General features: G+C 65.9%; 15 protein-coding genes. 5 read left to right on the plus strand and 10 right to left on the minus strand.

Translation table 11 applies throughout. From position 1 onward, the window contains the following. Positions 1 to 77: 77 nt before the first annotated feature. Positions 78 to 680, minus strand: coding sequence for a YdeI/OmpD-associated family protein (locus FHX72_RS17240; RefSeq protein ID WP_183626715.1), 603 nt, complete (start codon positions 678 to 680; stop codon positions 78 to 80). Between the two features lie 104 nt (positions 681 to 784). Between FHX72_RS17240 and FHX72_RS19505 the strand changes: the two genes are divergently transcribed. Together FHX72_RS19505 and FHX72_RS19510 are read left to right on the plus strand one after the other, a co-directional pair. Next, positions 785 to 1699, plus strand: a complete 915-nt coding sequence (locus tag FHX72_RS19505) for an FAD-dependent oxidoreductase (RefSeq protein WP_276510547.1) — start codon at positions 785 to 787, stop codon at positions 1697 to 1699. A gap of 32 nt (positions 1700 to 1731) precedes the next feature. Further along, positions 1732 to 2370, plus strand: a complete 639-nt coding sequence (locus tag FHX72_RS19510) for an NAD(P)/FAD-dependent oxidoreductase (RefSeq protein ID WP_338110165.1) — start codon at positions 1732 to 1734, stop codon at positions 2368 to 2370. 116 nt (positions 2371 to 2486) lie between these two features. On the opposite strand, the gene nhaA is transcribed toward FHX72_RS19510, so the two are convergent. The 8 genes from nhaA to rpsF form a co-directional block, all read right to left on the minus strand. Then, the gene (gene nhaA, locus FHX72_RS17250) at positions 2487 to 4328 is read right to left on the minus strand and encodes a Na+/H+ antiporter NhaA (RefSeq protein WP_068482197.1); all 1842 of its coding nucleotides are present in this window, start codon (positions 4326 to 4328) and stop codon (positions 2487 to 2489) included. A 134-nt stretch (positions 4329 to 4462) separates the two neighbouring features. Then, on the minus strand, positions 4463 to 4705 hold the full coding sequence (locus FHX72_RS17255) for a hypothetical protein (protein ID WP_068482200.1): 243 nt from the start codon (positions 4703 to 4705) through the stop codon (positions 4463 to 4465). A gap of 180 nt (positions 4706 to 4885) precedes the next feature. After that, the gene (gene dnaB / locus FHX72_RS17260; protein ID WP_068482203.1) at positions 4886 to 6271 is read right to left on the minus strand and encodes a replicative DNA helicase; all 1386 of its coding nucleotides are present in this window, start codon (positions 6269 to 6271) and stop codon (positions 4886 to 4888) included. 358 nt (positions 6272 to 6629) lie between these two features. Further along, positions 6630 to 8198, minus strand: coding sequence for a polyprenol phosphomannose-dependent alpha 1,6 mannosyltransferase MptB (gene mptB, locus FHX72_RS17265; RefSeq protein WP_221187041.1), 1569 nt, complete (start codon positions 8196 to 8198; stop codon positions 6630 to 6632). Positions 8199 to 8397: 199 nt separating this feature from the next. Beyond that, entirely contained in the window at positions 8398 to 8850 is a 453-nt protein-coding gene (gene rplI, locus FHX72_RS17270) for a 50S ribosomal protein L9 (protein WP_183626719.1), read from the minus strand. A 12-nt stretch (positions 8851 to 8862) separates the two neighbouring features. Further along, complete coding sequence (rpsR, locus tag FHX72_RS17275) at positions 8863 to 9123, minus strand: 30S ribosomal protein S18 (RefSeq protein WP_068482210.1); 261 nt, start codon at positions 9121 to 9123, stop codon at positions 8863 to 8865. Between the two features lie 38 nt (positions 9124 to 9161). Next, on the minus strand, positions 9162 to 9746 hold the full coding sequence (locus FHX72_RS17280; RefSeq protein WP_068482214.1) for a single-stranded DNA-binding protein: 585 nt from the start codon (positions 9744 to 9746) through the stop codon (positions 9162 to 9164). A gap of 2 nt (positions 9747 to 9748) precedes the next feature. Then, positions 9749 to 10135, minus strand: a complete 387-nt coding sequence (gene rpsF, locus FHX72_RS17285; protein ID WP_068482217.1) for a 30S ribosomal protein S6 — start codon at positions 10133 to 10135, stop codon at positions 9749 to 9751. A gap of 227 nt (positions 10136 to 10362) precedes the next feature. Between rpsF and FHX72_RS17290 the strand changes: the two genes are divergently transcribed. After that, on the plus strand, positions 10363 to 11781 hold the full coding sequence (locus tag FHX72_RS17290; protein WP_183626723.1) for a hypothetical protein: 1419 nt from the start codon (positions 10363 to 10365) through the stop codon (positions 11779 to 11781). A 109-nt stretch (positions 11782 to 11890) separates the two neighbouring features. Here the strand turns inward: FHX72_RS17290 and FHX72_RS17295 are convergent, their stop codons facing one another. Continuing rightward, the gene (locus FHX72_RS17295; protein ID WP_183626725.1) at positions 11891 to 13321 is read right to left on the minus strand and encodes a CCA tRNA nucleotidyltransferase; all 1431 of its coding nucleotides are present in this window, start codon (positions 13319 to 13321) and stop codon (positions 11891 to 11893) included. 92 nt (positions 13322 to 13413) lie between these two features. On the opposite strand from FHX72_RS17295, the gene FHX72_RS17300 reads away from it, so the two are divergent. Both FHX72_RS17300 and murJ read left to right on the plus strand, forming a co-directional pair. Continuing rightward, on the plus strand, positions 13414 to 15774 hold the full coding sequence (locus FHX72_RS17300; RefSeq protein ID WP_183626727.1) for a DUF6049 family protein: 2361 nt from the start codon (positions 13414 to 13416) through the stop codon (positions 15772 to 15774). 2 nt (positions 15775 to 15776) lie between these two features. Continuing rightward, the coding region (gene murJ / locus FHX72_RS17305; RefSeq protein ID WP_183626729.1) for a murein biosynthesis integral membrane protein MurJ at positions 15777 to 17138 on the plus strand (1362 nt) is incomplete at its 3' end.

Raw genomic sequence — 17138 nt, forward strand, 5'->3', positions numbered from 1 at the left:
GGATGGCTTCCTCATCTCCGGATGGGTTGCAAGCCATCCCGAGATGAGAAAGCCATCCCGAGATAGCGCGTTGGGTGTCAGACCGCGAGCTTGCCGCTCTTCGACAGCTCCGGGTCGGTGCACGAAGAGAGGTCGAAGCAGCACGGGCGTCGCTTTCCGTCCTCGAGCTTCGAGAGGCCGACCTCGATGCGACGCTCCCGGGTCTTCACGACCCGCGTGGAGTTGATCCATCGCACCCACTCCCACCTCGCCATCGGCGTGATGTCGCGCCAAGTCTCGGCCGAGTCCGGGGCGTCCGCGAGCGCCTCGGCGAAGTCGGCCGGCACGTCTGGCTCTGGCCACTCGCCGCTCGGCCGCAGCTCCACACTGACCTCGCCACCGTCCGCTACGTCGGAGCCAAGCGCGGCGGCAACATCGAGCCAATGCCCGCGCAGCCCGTCTGGCTCGATGACCGTCTCGAAGGGCCGCGGATCCCCGTCTGCTCCAGCACGAATCGATCCGACGACTGAGACCTGTCCCCGCGAGGGCAGCATCCGACTCGCGTCTTCAGGGAGCCGCACGATCAAGCGTTCGCCGTCATCGCCGACGACCGGTACACCGAGAACACGTGCCTCGAACCGTACTGCGCTGGTGTCTGGTGCCGTGCTCTCCTCGACGGAAACGCCCCGCTTGTCAGCCATGAGCCTCTTTCTCATCCATGGCAGACAGCGTACGCTCGGGCGAAGCGTGAATGCCCGTTCCCCCAGCTACCCCAGAATCGCGCATCCGTAAGTACCCTGATTGCATGACTGACCAGCCCATCATCTTCATCGCCGCCGATGAGCGCCTCCCACAGATCGAAGCGGAATTCCGGGCCAGGTATGACCGCGACTACCGGATCGTGACGGCCGACGATGCGCAGCACGCCTTGGAAACCCTCAAGGAGCTCGTCACCTCAGGCGCCACCTACGCCGCTGTCCTGGACGATCTGCGGGAAGCCACCATCCGTCGCGACATCGACACCTTCACAGGCATACCCATGGGCCCGCGCGACGAGGAGTTCCACACGATCGTTACAGAGCTGCTCTCCGAGTGGGGCTGGTCTGTGGCGCGTCCCGCGGTCAGCATCATCGATGTCGTCGCGGAGCCACACGACCGCGAGGCCGGCGCCATCCGGGACCTGCTCGAGCGCCTTGGCTTCCCGAATCGCATCCTCACCCCAGACAGCATCGAGGGTGCCGCGCTCGTCGCTGCCGCCTCAGCTGACTCCCCGGTCCCCATCGTGTTGCCGCTCGCGCGGGCCTATGACGGCCGACTCTTTCCAGCGGCAACGGCGAGGGGCCTCAACGAGCTCCTGTCGACCCAGTTCGACGCCGTTCCCGAGGGGGAGGTCAATGACGTTCTCGTCATCGGTGCCGGCCCCGCTGGCCTGGCCGCGGCCGTCTACGCTGCCTCCGAGGGGCTCAGCACCGCCGTGCTGGAACGGGATGCGATCGGCGGGCAGGCAGGGTCGAGCTCCATGATCCGCAACTACCTCGGGTTCCCACGCGGAATCTCGGGCATGCGCCTCGCGCAGCGCTCCCGCATCCAGGCTGGTCGATTCGGCGCCAAGTTCTACACGGGCCGGTCCGTGACCGGTCTGGAGCCCTGCACGCTCGACGGCGTGCCCAGCTACCGGGTGCACCTCGGCGACACGGAGCTGCGTGCGCGAACGGTCTGATCGCGACGGGCGTCGCGTATCGCCGCCTCGGGATCGAGTCGGTCGACGAGCACACGGGCGCAGGCGTCTACTACGGCGCTGCGACCTCCATCGCCAGGGAAATGCAGGACAAGAACGTCATCGTCGTCGGCGGTGGCAACTCGGCGGGACAGGCCGCGGTACACCTCGCGAAGTTCGCAAAGCACGTGACCATCCTCATCCGTCGTGCTTCGCTGAGCGAGTCGATGTCCGAGTACCTGATCCGTGAGCTCGAGTCGACCCCGAACGTCTCGGTCGCCGGCAACAGCGAGATCGCGGACGGAGGCGGCGAAGCCGCCCTCGAGTGGGTGACCGTGCGCGACCGAGTCTCGGGCGAGGAGCATCGCTTCGACATCGGCGGGCTCTTCTGCATGCTCGGTGCCCGGCCCGACTGCTCGTGGCTGCCGGAAGGCATCGCCTTGGACAAGGCTGGCTTCGTCCTCACTGGCCGCGACGTCCCCAAGGAGGCATGGACCGCGGGCATGCCTCCCGCCGATCTCGAGACGACTCTCCCTGGCGTCTTCGTCGCCGGCGATGTCCGTTCTGGCTCGATGAAGCGAGTCGCCTCGGCGCGCGGTGAGGGCGCATCCTCGCTCCCCCTCATCCACACCCACCTCGCCGCCCTGCGCGCTCGCGAGTTCGGCGCAGAGTAAGCAATCCACCCATTCCCGCGCCACCGGCGGCGCAGCCACACGAGAAATGCCGCTTCGTTTCGAAACGAAGCGGCATTTCTCGTGTGCATCCAGGTGGATGCGCGGCGCGCGGGGCGTTAAGAACGCCGGCGGATCGCGAGCTCCTTGCGCTGCGCCTCGATCGTCGCGATGAGCGTGCGTGCGTCGTGCGCACCGCTGTGACGCGTCTCACCGATGAAGAACGTGGGCGTGCCTCGCGCTCCGCTGTCGAGTGCGCTCTGCATGTCGTCGCGGATGCGCTGCGGCAGCGCCTCATCGAGCATGTCGGCGTCAAAGCGGTCGAGGTCAAGGCCGATCTCCTCCGCGTAACCGCGTAGGTACTGCACCTCGAGGCGCTCCTGGTTCGCGAAGAGCACGTTGTGCATCTCCCAGAACTTGCCCTGGTTCGCGGCGGCCTCTGACGCGATCGCGGCCTGGAAGGCATGCGGGTGGTAGTCCTCGAGCGGCAGGTGCCGCACGATGTACCGCGCCCCACCGTCGCTGAACTCGTCACGAAGGTCCTTCCACATGCCGGTCGCGCTGGCACAGAACGGGCACTCGAAGTCGAGGTACTCGACGATCGTGACCTGCGCATCCGGATCTCCGACGATGTGGTCATGCTCGGGGTCGACCGGGCGCGAGAGCGTGGTCGGCAGGTCCGCACTCGTCTCGTTCATCTTCACGCGCGCGAAGGTGAACGTGAGCCAGCCGATGACCCAGGAGAGCACCATCGCGATGAAGACGCCGACGATCGCCTGGCCGGCGACCTCGCCCTCGAGGGCGAGCGAGATGATGAGGAGCGACATCGTGAAGCCGATGCCGCTGAGCGCGGCGCCACCGGAGACGCTGCCCATGCCAACACCCTGCGGGAGTGAGCCGAGGCCAGCTCGAACGGCGATCCAGCTGCCGAGCGCGATGCCGCCGAACTTGCCGAGGACAAGTCCCGCTACAACACCCCAGGTGACGGGTGAGGTGAGCGCGTCGCCGAGCATCCCACCGCGCAGGTCCACGCCAGCGTTGGCGAGCGCGAAGATCGGCACGATGAAGAGGGCGACGGGGCTGAGCAGAACCTCGTGGAGGCGCTCGTTGACGGAGATCGACTTGGCGAGGCCGAGCCGAACGTTGCGTGCCGCGTCTGCGCGCGGGGACTGCGTGAAGTCCCGGAACAGGCCCTTGGCTCGAACCACGTCTTCTCGTTCGGGGTCTGAAGCAGGAATGAGGAGGCCGGCTGCCATGCCGGCGAGTGACGGATGCACCCCGGAGGCGAGCGTCGCGGCCCACAGCACCACAATAAGCACGATGTACGGCGTGCTCCGCCACTCGTTCGCACGGGCGAGCAGGAACAGCAGCACGAGGCAGACAACCGCGATACCGAGCGGCATCCACTGCACGGAGTCGGTGTAGACGATGCCGATGATCGACACCGCGAGGAAGTCGTCGACAACAGTGAGCGTCAGCAGGAACACGCGCAGCTGGCTCGACATCTTGGGGCCGACCAGCGCGAGCGCACCGAGCAGGAACGCCGTGTCAGTGCCGATGACGGCGCCCCACGCTTCTGGTGCGTCGCGGCCTGCGATGGCGAGGTAGATGAGTGCTGGCAGCACAACGCCGGCGATTCCGGCCACGATCGGGACAAGCGCCTGGCGGCGGTCGCGCAGCGAGCCGACCGCGAACTCCTGGCGAACCTCGAGGCCGATGAGGAAGAAGAAGATGACCATGAAGCCGTCGTTCACCCAGTGGTGCAGGCTCATGTCGATGCGGAAGTCGCCGATACCGATCGCGGCGTGCGTCTCCCAGAGGTGGACGTACGACTCAGACCAGGGCGAGTTCGCCCACAGCAACGCGAAGACCGCGACGCCCACGAGCAGCAGCGCGCTCCCCGACTCGGTGCGCAGCCTGTCGGCCACGAGTCGTACCCAGTCCTGTTTCTGTTTTCCCATCGGTTCCCCTCAAACTCCGCACTGGCCCGCATCAGACCTACGTGCCGAGGGGAAAGCATACGTCTCGGGGAAGACGAAGGGGACTGCCAGCCAGGTGCTGACAGTCCCCCTCTTGTGCGTGTTCGCGGTGCGCGTCAGGCGACGTTCTTGAACTTGCGGCGAGCGGCCACGTAGGCGGTGGACCAGGCGGCGACCATTGCCGTGTATCCGGTGGTCATCGCGATGATGAAGGCGGGAGTCACCGGTCCCGTCGTGATCCCGATGATGACGATGAGCAGCAGACCGGCAACTGAGGCGCCGACGCCGATCGCGAGGCCGCGGTACGTGGCGCGCTTCTGCTCGCTCTGGGACTGAGTGTTGAGGCCGTTGGTGTTCATTTCGACTCCCCTGTCGCTGCGCTGTCGTTGTGTGTGACCTTGGCCGTTGGCTTCGGTTCATCTGACTACGACGTTACGGATGCACGGGTCTCTGCCGCTTCCGTCTGGAGGGGGAAGTGCGCCGTCGCGCGCTGGAACTCGGTGGCCACGGCAGTAGCCGCGAGGATGAGCTGGCTGAGCCTACTGGCCTGTCGCGTAGCCGGGCGCCATGTCCATGAAGCGCGAGAAGTGCCCCTGGAAGGTCACGGTGATGGTGTCGGTCGGGCCGTTACGGTGCTTCGCGAGGATGAAGTCCGCCTCACCGCCTCGCGGGCTCTCACGGTCGTAGGCGCCTTCACGGTGCAGCAGGATGATCATGTCGGCGTCCTGCTCGAGCGATCCGGACTCACGGAGGTCGCTGGCCGCCGGGCGCTTGTCGGCACGCTGCTCAGGACCACGGTTCAGCTGGGAGAGCGCGATGACGGGCACGTCGAGCTCCTTCGCGAGCAGCTTGAGCGCACGAGAGAACTCGGAGACCTCCTGCTGACGGCTCTCGACGCGCTTGCCGCTTGTCATGAGCTGCAGGTAGTCGATGACGACGAGGTTGAGCCCGACCTTCTGCTTGAGCCTGCGGCACTTGGCCCGGATCTCGACGAGGGTCATGTTCGGGCTGTCGTCGATGTACAGCGGAGCGTCCGAGATGTCACCCTGCGTGCGGGCGATCTGCGTGAGGTCCTCCTGCGTGAGGCCTCCAGCTCGCATGTGCTGCAAGCGCACGCTGGCCTCTGCCGAGATGAGACGCATGGCGATCTCGCTCTTGCCCATTTCGAGGCTGAAGAAGATCGAGGGCTTGCCGTGCGTGATTGATGCGGAGCGTGCGAAGTCGAGGGCAACCGTCGACTTACCGAGACCGGGGCGCGCGGCGACGATGATGAGCTGGCCGCCGTGGAAGCCGTTCGTGATGCGGTCGAGGTCACTGAACCCCGTCGGCACGCCCGTCATGCCGCCAGACTTGTTCTGGGCGGCGTCGATGTCGTTCTGCGCCTCGAGAATCGCCTCGGCGAGGACTACGTAGTCTTCCTTCTCGACGGCGCCCGTGACGCCATAGATCTCTGCCTGCGCCTGGTTGACGAGGTCGACGACCTCACCTTCCGCGAGGTAGCCCATCTGCACGATGCGCGTCCCGGCCTCGACGAGGCGCCGCAGCACGGCGCGCTCGGAGACGATGGCCGCGTAGTAACCGGCGTTGGCTGCGGTCGGAACGATTCCGGCGAGCGTGTGCAGGTACTCGGCGCCGCCGGCGCGCGAGAGCTCGCCCGACTTCGTGAGGTGGTCGGTTACCGTGATGACGTCGGTCGGCTCGCCCGCCGCGTAGAGCGCGTGGACGGCGTCGAAGATGATCTCGTGCTTCGGCACGTAGAAGTCGATGCCGCGAACGCCTTCGACGACGTCGGCGACCGCATCCTTCGAGAGGAGCATTCCTCCGAGCGCGGACTGCTCCGCGAGTAGATCGTGCGGAGGAGTGCGGACCCCGTCGTGCGTTTCGCGTTCACCCTGTGGCGGGGAACCGAGGTGCGCGATCGACACGGATGCTCCTGACTTCGCTCGAATGCCGGTGAGAGATTTCCCAACAGTAGTCCCCACCTCCCCCACCGAGCGAACGCTCCGCGGCGTGCCTGTGGATAACCCTGTGTGAAACTGTGGAGACGCGCCGTGGCACTTGTGGAAACTGTGTGGAAAACGTGGCTACCAATTGGTTGGTATTTACCCGCAAAGCACGTTTGACCTGGTATTTACTCTTCCACAGGTGCTGTGCATAACAGGTGTGAAGCATCCATTGAAGGTTGAGAGTGCAGGGCGGCTCTGTGCATAACATCCAGCACAGACCCCGCGCAAACCGGAGATATCCGGGCGTTTTCCACAGACCGCCGCCGCAACGGTGTGGTCAGCGTGACGTATCAGCCCGCAGCCGTTGCCTGCGCTTGCGCCTCGCAGCCAGGCTGTCGACCAGTACCTGGCCGTATGGGACCGCGACAAGCAGTGCGCGCCCTGAGACGTTCCTCGAGCGCCACCACCACACGAGTACCGACAGCGCGAACAAGACCGTGATGAGCGCTACGACGAGCCTCGTGTACGGCCCCTCGAAGAACGAGTCGGTTGGCTCGGCCAACGTCACCGTCGTGAAGAAGACCGTCGCAAGCACCGCCAGGTCCTCCTGCCCCTTCCGCCACGGCCCCGCGACGGCCGCGAAAGGGAGGATCCACATCACGTACCAGGGGTGGATTGCCGTGGAAGCGGCCACGATGACCGCGGTGCACAGCACCAGGCGAAGCACGGGGTCGATAGGTCGCTTGGTGATGACAACCCACGACGCGACGAGGCCCGCCAGCGAGAAGGCGATCACTTTGAGAATGATCTCGAACACAAACGGGTCAAGCGAGACAAGCTCGGCAAGACCGCGAACCGTACCGACCATGAGCGTGAGCGGCGAGTACCAGTGCTGGATCGCCCCCGGAACCGTGAGCGCTGTCACCCACCCGAAGCCGAGGCCGAGCACAAGACCGAGAGCCCCGACCAGGCCGATGGCGATCGCGCCGTGCAGCGCCCAGCTCTTCACCCTGTCCCACAGAGGAAGCGTGCTCGGGCGGCCGACAAGCGCCACGATGGGCAGGGCGATGAGCGCGATCGGCTTGATGGCGATCGCAAGCGCGATCAAGACGACTGCCAGGATGCGGCGGCCCTTGAGAGCCGCCAGAAGCCCGAACCCCATACCGGCGAGCATGAGCCCGTCGTTGTGCCCTGAGGCGATGAACAGGAGGAGCGTGAGGGGGTTCGCCGCGATCATCCAGGCGACGAAGGCGCGATTGCGGCCGCGGAGGGCGGCGATCTTGAGGAAGGCGACGACCATGAGCACGGCTCCCGCGGTCGCGGCCAGCCGGTTCAGGAAGAGCGCGTACTCGGGGATCTCGGCACCGAGCCAGGAGAAGACGGCGGCGACCGCGATGAAGAGCGGGCCGTAGGGCGATTCGGTGCTCGACCAGAAGGGGTCGACTCCGAGCGAGTACCAGCCTGCAATCTCGTTGACGCCGTGTTGGTACGGGTCGATGCCGGCCGCCATGAGGCGGCCCACCGCGACATACGAGAACATGTCCCGGCTGAAGACTGGCACGCAGATGAGCAGGGGAAGAGCCCAGATCACGGAGGTCCTGATCACACGCCGCAACGAGGCGTCGTCGTCGCGAATGCTGGGTCTGAAGCGCAACCACGCGATGACCAGGAGGAATCCGCCCACGATGAGCAGCATCGTGCAGAGGCGCGTCAGGTCGGGCGAACTCCGGAAGAACGCGATGGGAAACCACTCCCGCAAGCCGAGGCCGTCGCCGATCCAACCGGCACCGAACGAGCCGACAAGGATGCACAGCGAGCCGATCAGGCCGAGGAACGTCGGGCTCACTGTCGCCGGAAAGCGGCGCGGCTCGCGCGCGATCACGGTTCGGTGAGTTTGGTGCGGCATGTTCTGGAATCAATCAGGGGGAAGTTCTGGCCGGATGCTGGACTCCGCTGACCTTATAGCGTTCCGACGCATATACGCCCAGGTGTGGCACTGGCGCGCCTGACGGTGTAGCGAGTGGCTCTTCATTACAACGACAACGGCCCAGGACATCGAGATGTCCTGGGCCGTTGTGGTGTCGCTACCGAACGGCAGCTGCTGGTTATCGCTGGGCGATGACCTGGAGCTTGACGGTTGCAACGAGGTCGTCACGGAGGCGAACAGTCGCCTCGTGGTTACCCGTGTACTTGATCGGGTTCGGGAACTCGACCTTGCGCTTGTCGATCTGGCCGAGGCCAGCAGCTTCGACAGCGGTCGCAACGTCGGCGCCGCGAACGGAACCGAAGAGACGGCCTTCAGCGCCGGACTTCACCTGAAGCTTGACGAGGGCGGACTCGATCTTGTCCTTGAGCGCCTTCGCCTCTTCGAGGGTTGCGAGTTCGCGTGCGGCGCGAGCGGAACGGATCTGCTCGACCTGCTTCTCGCTGCCACGGGACCAGCTGACTGCGTAGCCCTTGGGGACGAGGTAGTTGCGGGCGTAGCCGCTCTTGACCTCGATGACGTCACCGGCTGCACCGAGGCCGGAGACCTCGTGCGTAAGAATTACCTTTGCCATGTCGACTACTCCTTAGCGGCCAGAGCCGGCGTAGGGCAGGAGCGCCATTTCACGTGCGTTCTTGACTGCACGTGCAATGAGGCGCTGCTCCTGGACGGAGACGCCGGTGATGCGACGTGCGCGAATCTTTCCGCGCTCCGAGATGAACTTGCGGAGGGTGTTGACATCCTTGTAGTCGATGACTCCGACCCGGATCTGCTTCGCGGGAGCAGCGGGCTTGCCGCCCTTCCCGCGTACACCCTTGCGGCGGTCGCCGCTTGACTTTCCAGCCATTGGGATCTTCTTTCGTTGAGTGTGCTTGCGAGCACCCTTTAGAAGGGGGGCTCGTCAAAATCGTTCGATGCGCCGGGCGTCGCCCAGCCGGATGCGCCGTTGTCGCGAGGCTGGCCCGCAGGCTGTCCCCACGGCTCGTCCGCGGGCGCGGACTGGCGTCCACCGGCGTTACCGCCGCTGTTGCCGCCACCGAAGGAGCGCTGCTGGCCACCGCCGAAGCCGCCCTGGCCGCCACCCTGCTGTCCGCCGGCGCCGCCGGAGGACGTACGGGTGAGCTGAGCCGTGGCGTAGCGGAGGCTAGGTCCGATCTCTTCGATCTCGAGCTCGATGGAAGTGCGCTTTTCGCCTTCCTTCGTTTCGTAGGAACGCTGCTTCAGGCGACCCTGCGCGATGACTCGCGAGCCCTTGGAGAGGCTCGAGGCGACATGCTCTGCGAATTCACGCCAGACGCTCGCCCGAAGGAAGAGTGCCTCGCCGTCCTTCCACTCGTTCGCCTGACGGTCGAACACGCGGGGTGTGGATGCGATGGTGAAGTTCGCGACTGCGAGCCCGTTCTGCGTGTAGCGGAGTTCGGGGTCAGCCGTGAGGTTGCCCACCACGGTGATGATCGTGTCGCCGGCCATGACTAAGCCTCGGTGGTCGCCGCAGGCTTCGCTGCAGCAGCGGCCTTGGCAGCCTTGCGAGCCTCGTCGCGCTTCGCCTCGGAGGCAACGCGAGCGATGGCCTCTTCTGCGCGGAGCACCTTGGTGCGCATGACAGCTTCGGACAGGTTCAGCTGGCGGTCGAGCTCGTTCGCCGTTGCCGAGGTCGACGTGAAGTCAACGACGGCGTAGATGCCTTCGCTCTTCTTGTTGATCTCGTAGGCGAGGCGACGACGGCCCCAGATGTCGGTCTTCTCGATGGTTCCACCGTCGTTACGAATGACGTTGAGGAACTTATCGAGGCTCGGAGCTACGGTGCGCTCGTCGATCTCTGGATCGAGGATCACCATCAACTCATACTGATGCACGATAAACCCACCTCCTTCGGTCTAGAACGGCTGCAGACGATCTGCAGCAGGAGGGTTATTGCGCGTGTCTGGGCAGTTGATCGCACAGACAACCTCGCCAGCATAGTCGCTTCTGCCTCCTAAATGCCAGCCAATTGGAAGAACTCCCCTTCGCGCAAGCGAATATGCTCGTTCCAGCACAACCGGCGGCCCCCGTGGTCCGCTGAACCGCACCACTACCTAGGGGAATCATGAGCGATCCAACAGGCGGCGCGGGCGAACGCGACCCGAACGCCCCCGTGCCACAGAACCCAGCACCGCAGAACGGCGACCCTGCTGCACCTCAGGCTCCGCAGGCGTCCTTCGGCGACCAGCCCGCCAGCGGCGAGCAGGGCGGCTATGGCGTCGGCAGCAGCTACGGCTCGAACGGCGATAACTACCAGGCTCCGAGCAACTACACGGCGCCAGGTGGCTCGTACGAGGGCCCGGGTTCCGCATCCGGCTACCAGAGCGGCCAGTCCTCTTACTCTGGCTCGGCTGAGCCGAGCGTGCCGAGCGCCTCCTCCTCGAACTCGGGCTACTCGACTCCGGCCTACGGCTCGTCGAGCAACTCCTCTTACTCAGCGCCGAGCGCCGGTTCGTACACGGGAGACACCTCGTACACGGCACCTTCCGCATCCGGCAGCGACTACTCGGCGCCCGCCTACGGCAGCACGCCCGACTACTCGGCAGCTGGCGGATACGGCAACAGCAACGAGCCGGCCTCGTACGGCTCCGCACCTGCACCTGACGCCTACGGCGCACCTGACCAGAACGCGTACGGCTCGGCACCCGCAGACCCGAACGCCTACGGCGCAGCCGCACCAAATGCCTACGGCTCAGCACCTCAGGACCCGAACGCAGCTCCCGGCTACGGTGCCGCGCCTGCCTACGGCGTCGCTGGCGGTGCCGGCGGCGGCCAGCAGCAGTACGGCAACTACGCGCCGCAGGGCCAGGGCGGCATGAACACGCTCGGGCTCATCGCGCTCATCGCCGGCGCATTGAGCATCGCGATCTCCTTCATCCCGTTCTTCGGCTACTTCGGCATCCTGCTCGCGCTGGCAGCCATCGGCCTCGGTATCGCCGGGCTTGTCGTCAAGCGCTTCAATGCGAAGAAGCTCCTGGCCATCATCGGGCTTGTGCTCGGTGGCCTCGGACTCATCGTGGGACCGTTCATCACCACCGCGACGACCGTCGCTGCGGTCGCGAGCCAGATCCCTGAGGTCGACGACTACGAGACCCTCCTCGACGACGAGTACTCGACCCTCGACAACGGCTTCCCAGCTGAAGGCGAGATCGAGGTCGAGCTCACCGTGACGAGCACATCGACGACGCCAGTCGACATCACCTACAGCTACGACAACGCGCTCACGGGCGCCGACCGCCAGCAGGTCGACACCGAGGCACTTGCAAGCGCAGTGCCGTGGTCGGAGTCGGTCACGATGAAGTACAAGGCCGAGTACGGCTACGACAGCTCATCCGCGTCGGTCTACGCGACGACGAGCGACTACTCGGACACGTCGCAGCTCACCTGCACGCTGACGGTCAACGGTGCAGTTGTCGAGGAAGCGACGAGCTCGAGCTACGTCTCCTGCTCCGGCTACAGCCTCGCCGACTACCTGACCGAGTAGCTCCGGTCCGCACTGACACGAACGGCCCCGTCTCTGGACGGGGCCGTTCTGCGGTCCGAGGTCCGAAGACTTCGGTGTGCAGGCTGGAGTCTGCGGGTTGCTCGAGAACTTACGAGCGGTTCGCTTCCCACCACTCGAGGAGTCGTTGCTTCGCGTCGTCGTGCCCGAGCGGTCCCTCATCGAGGCGCACTTCGAGCATGTGCTTGTAGGCCTTACCGACGAGCGGGCCTGGGGCGATCTGGAGGAGCGCCATGATCTGCTCCCCGTCGAGACTCGGGCGCACGGAGTCGAGCTCTTCCTTCTCCTGCAGTTCCAGGATGCGCCGCTCGAGGTCGTCGATCGCGAAGAGGAGACGGTCTGACTTCCTCTGGTTGCGGGTTGTGATGTCAGCGCGGATCAGGATGAGGAGTCGCTGCAGTTCCGGACCCGCATCCCGCGCGAAGCGGCGCACTGCAGAGTCCGTCCAGCCGGCGCCCTCGTAGTTGAAGACGCGCATGTGGAGCTCGACGAGACGCGAAACCGACTTGATGGTGTCGTTGTCGAAGCGCAGCGAGGTGAGGCGCTTGCGTGCGAGCTTCGCACCGACGACGTCGTGGTTGTAGAAGGTGACCTTCTTGTTCTCCCCGAAGCGGCGCGTCTTCGGCTTGCCGATGTCGTGCAGGAGCGCGGCAAGGCGCAGCACGAGGTCGGATTCCGCGCCTGGGTTGCGCTCGCGCTCGAGGCTGATCGCCTGCTCGAGCACCGTGATGGAGTGCTCGTAGACGTCCTTGTGGCGATGCGCATCGTCACGCTCCAGCTGCAGCGCGGGAAGTTCGGGGAGCACGAGCTCGGCGAGTCCCGTCTCGACGAACAGTTCGAGGCCCGCGCGAGGCTTGTCGGTCTTGAGGAGCTTCACGAGCTCGTCGCGAACCCGCTCGGCGGAGATGTCGAGGATGCGCCGCCTCAACTCAACGATGGCGTCGAACGAAGCCACGTCAAGCTGGAAGCCGAGCTGCGACGTGAAGCGGACGGCCCTGAGCATGCGCAGCGGGTCATCACCGAAGGAGACTGCCGCCTCGATGGGCGTGCGGAGCGTCGCGTCGATGAGGTCCTTCGTGCCGTCCGACGGGTCAACGAGGGTCAGCCCAGGCAGCTGCAGGGCAAGCGCGTTGACTGTAAAGTCGCGGCGGTGCAGGTCGCCCTCGATAGTGTCGCCGAACGCGACGACGGGCTTCCGGGAAGTTCCGTCGTAGCTGTCGGCCCTGTACGTCGTGATCTCGACGGTCTCGCCAGAGAACCTGGCCCCGATCGTGCCGAACTCGCGGCCGATGTCCCAGTGCGCATCCGCGATCGGGGTGACGATGCGGAGGATCTCATCAGGGCGCGCATTCGTCGTGAAGTCGAGGTCGGTGACGTCCCGGCCGAGGAAGGCGTCTCGAACGGGGCCTCCCACGAGCGCAAGCTCAAACCCAGCCTCCTCGAAGGCGGCGGCGAGCTCGGCGACAGGCGAAGCGGTCGCGAGTCCGCGAAGGCGTTCCATGGCGGACTGCACGTTTTGCATCCGCTCATTCTACGAGCCGAGGGGGATGCTCGCCGAGCCGCCCCGGGCGCGTACAGCTCCCGACCTCCCCGTCCGTACTTACTATGGAGGTCATGGACCACGCACCGCGCGCAGCTGTGCCACGGTTCCTGCGTGCCTTTGCACGCCGGGTTGTCCCTGCGACGCTCCTGGCGTCGCTGTTGGCACTCGGGGTCGCCGGTGGCGCGTCAGCAGCACCCACGAGCCAGCCGAGCCCGACCACGATCGTTGCCCAAGCGGCCGAGCCGCGCGCGATCGCCGATGCTCCCGACGGGCAGGTGTCGATCTATGCCGCGCCTGCCGACGGCGGGCTCGTGCAGCCGGGCGGACCGCTTGTTGTTGAGCTCGTTGTCGTGAACAAGACCGAAGCGGATCTCGCTCCTGCCCAGCTCGAGTTGGCTGTCGGGGCCTCCACGATCGATACGAGATTCGCGCTGGATGCGTGGAGCTCCTCGAGCAACGAGGCTGCGGTCGAGCGCCTGGACGTCGTCGCGAGCCTGGCCACCAAGACCATCGCTCCCGGAGAGACGGACATCGTCAACGTCTCCGTTCCCGCAGAAGGACTTCCGTTCGCCGCGACCGACGACTTCGGACCGCGAGCTATGGCCGCGACCCTCACGAGCGAAGACTCGAAGCTCGCCCAGGCCCGTTCAACCATCATCCTCAACGGCGTCGCTGCAGCAGAGCCGACCCTCGTCTCGACTGTTGTCCCCATCACTTCTGGCCTGTTCGTCGACGCCGACGAACCGCTGCTCAATAGCCAGCACCTCGCCGAGCAGACCGCCCCAGGCGGGCGGCTGAACGAGATCTTGACCGCGGTCGAGGCCAGCCCGAACACGACAGTCGCCATCGACCCCCGCATCCTCGCCTCGATCCGCGTGCTCGGCTCGGCGGCGCCCGCATCTGCGCTCAGCTGGCTCGACCGGCTGACGGCGCTCGACAACCAGACGTTCGAGCTGCCGTTCGCCGATGCGAGCCTCACGCTGCAGTCACAGTGGGGCGCGCAGCAGCCGCTCGAGGTCACGAACTTCGACTTCGCCATCGACCCGGCGAACTTCGCCGACCCGGAGGAGACCGAGACGGCCACGCCGGCTCCAACACCGACTGAGAGCGCAGACACTGGCACAACGACGCCATCCGAGGATGGCGATGCCGGCAACGGCGTCGACGCATCCATCACTCCGGAAGCCACGGACGCGGAGTCTCCCACCGCGACGCCCACTGAGGAACCAGAGCCCGTCGCTCCTCCCGTTCCCACGACCGAGAGCCTCGTGAGCTTCCCCTACTCGATGAGCGGCGTCGTCTGGCCCCAGGCGGGCACTGTGCAGTCCACCGACCTCGACAAGTTCCGCGGCTGGGGCGGAGAGTCCATCATCCTCGATGACACCAACGCGGGCGTGAGCGCCGATGCGGACTTCACTGAGAGCGCGCAGGCGACCGTCGCAGGCTGGAACGCGGTCATCGCCGAGAAGATCCTGGATGATGCGATCGACGACGCCGTGCACGCAGCGACGGACGAGGAATGGAACGAAGCCGCGACGCGCATCGCGACGCTGCTCGCCGTCGTGACGCGCGAGCTGCCGTACGAGCCCCGCACGCTTGTCGGTACCGTCACACGGGACGAGTTTGACGGCGAGCGCCTTGCGCAGACCCTCCAGTTCGTGGACGGGCTGAGCTGGGCCGCAACGACGCCGTTGACGTTCCCTAGTGACGACGACTCGGAGCGCCGAGAGGCTTCGCTGATCGACGGCGGAGTCGGTGAAGTCGCGTTCAACCGGATGACAAGCGTCATGCAGACGATCGAGCGTGCCCAGGTCATCTCGACCATCTTCGATGACCCACTCGACTACAGCGACCCGGTGCGCACCGCAGGCGTCGGTGCGCTCTCGACGGGCTGGGCGACCGCACCCGGCGACGCGCAGGACGCTGCGAGCAGCCTCCGCTCCTACGTGGACTTCACCGAGAACTCGGTACAGCTCGGCGACACCAGCGATGCGCTTATCGTCGGCCGGGACACTGAACTGCCGCTGTTCGTCTCGAACGCGGTCAAGAACAGAAAAGTCACGGTGCTCGTCGAGGTCCGCCCGACGACCGGTGCCGTCGAGACCGGTGACGCGGTGGCACTGTCGATCGAGCCGGAGTCCATGTCCCGCGTCGGCATCCCCATCACCGCGATCGCCAACGGGGCCACCTACGTCAAGGTTAACGTCATGACCCCTGAGGGTGAGCCCCTCGCCTCGACGAAGCAGATCCGACTGGATGTGCGCGCCGAGTGGGAGAGCATCGCCATCCTCATCGCGAGTATCGGACTGGCCGTGCTCTTCGTCGCCGGCCTCGTGCGAACGATTCGTCGCCGACGCGCGGCGGTCGCGGGGGCAACCAGCGATGCGAGCGACGCCGACACCGTCGACGCGACCGAGAGCACCAAGGAGTAGGCATGGCTCAGGGCATCGCTCGGGCGAGCGCGCTCCTGGCATCGGGCACCATGGTGTCGCGCGTGCTGGGCTTCGTGAAGGCCATCGTCATCGCGCAGACCATCGGCGTCATCGGCGTCTCCGCCGATGCGTTCGCCGGCGCGAACCAGCTGCCGAGCAACATCTACTCGATCATCTCGGTCGGCCTCCTCAACGCCGTCATCGTCCCCCAGGTCGTGAAGGCGGCGAGGCACGAGGACGGCGGGCAGCTCTACGTCAACCGGCTCGTCACGCTCGCCATGGTGTTGCTCGGCGGGCTCACCGTCCTCGCAACGGTCGGCGCACCCATCATCGGCGCGCTGTACGGCGCCAGCCTCAGCTCCGAGCAGCTCGGCCTCCTCGTGGCATTCGCCTACTGGTGCATGCCGCAGATCTTCTTCTACGGCATGTACGCCGTGCTCGGCGAGATCCTCAACGCCCGCGGGCTGTTCGGGCCGTTCGCGTGGGCGCCCGTCATCAACAACGTAGTCGGCATCGCCGGGCTCCTGCTCTTCAGCACGGTCTTCGGTGCGGACCCGACGGGCCAGGACCGAATGATCTCCGACTGGGATCCGACGATGATCGCAATGCTCGGCGGCACCGCGACAATCGGTGTCGCAATGCAGACCATCGTGCTCCTGTTCTTCTGGCGTCGCGCGGGCCTCCGCTTCGGCCTCGACTTCCAGTTCCGCGGCACCGGCCTCGGTCAGGTCGGCAAGCTCGCCGGCTGGACGCTCGGCATGCTGATCATCATGCAGCTCGCCGGGCTCGTCGAGACGATCGTCGCCAACCTCGCGTTCGGGCGTGCGGCGTCAATCGCGGCCATGCAGAACGCGTTCCTCATCTTTGCGCTCCCGCACGCCGTCATCGCCGTCTCCATTGCCACCGCCTTCTTCACCCGCATGAGCGCCGCGATCAGCGACGGGCGGCCGAAGGACTTCATCCGCGACCTCTCCGAGGGTTCGCGCCTCATCGGCATGTTCCTCGTCTTCTCCGGGTTCGGGCTGGCGATCGTCTCCGTGCCGTTCGCGAGGATCTTCGCTTCCACCGACGCCGGCATCAACTCCATCGCGATGACGCTCATTGCCTTCCTCGTCGGCCTCATCCCCTTCAGCGGCCTGTTCCTCGTGCAGCGCGCGTTCTACGCTCTCGAAGACACGAAGACGGTGTTCTTCGTCTTCCTCTTCACGGTTCCCCTGCACATCTTCGGCATGGCACTCGCCGCGATTGGCCCGTTCGAGCTGATCGTCGTGGGCCTGGCCCTCATGCAGTCGATCATGTCGACGCTGCGGCTCGCGATCCTGCTCTTCATCCTTCGGAAGCGGATGGGGCAGCTCGACTTCGCC

The organism is Pseudoclavibacter helvolus (genome assembly GCF_014191305.1).
Taxonomy (GTDB): domain Bacteria; phylum Actinomycetota; class Actinomycetes; order Actinomycetales; family Microbacteriaceae; genus Pseudoclavibacter; species Pseudoclavibacter helvolus.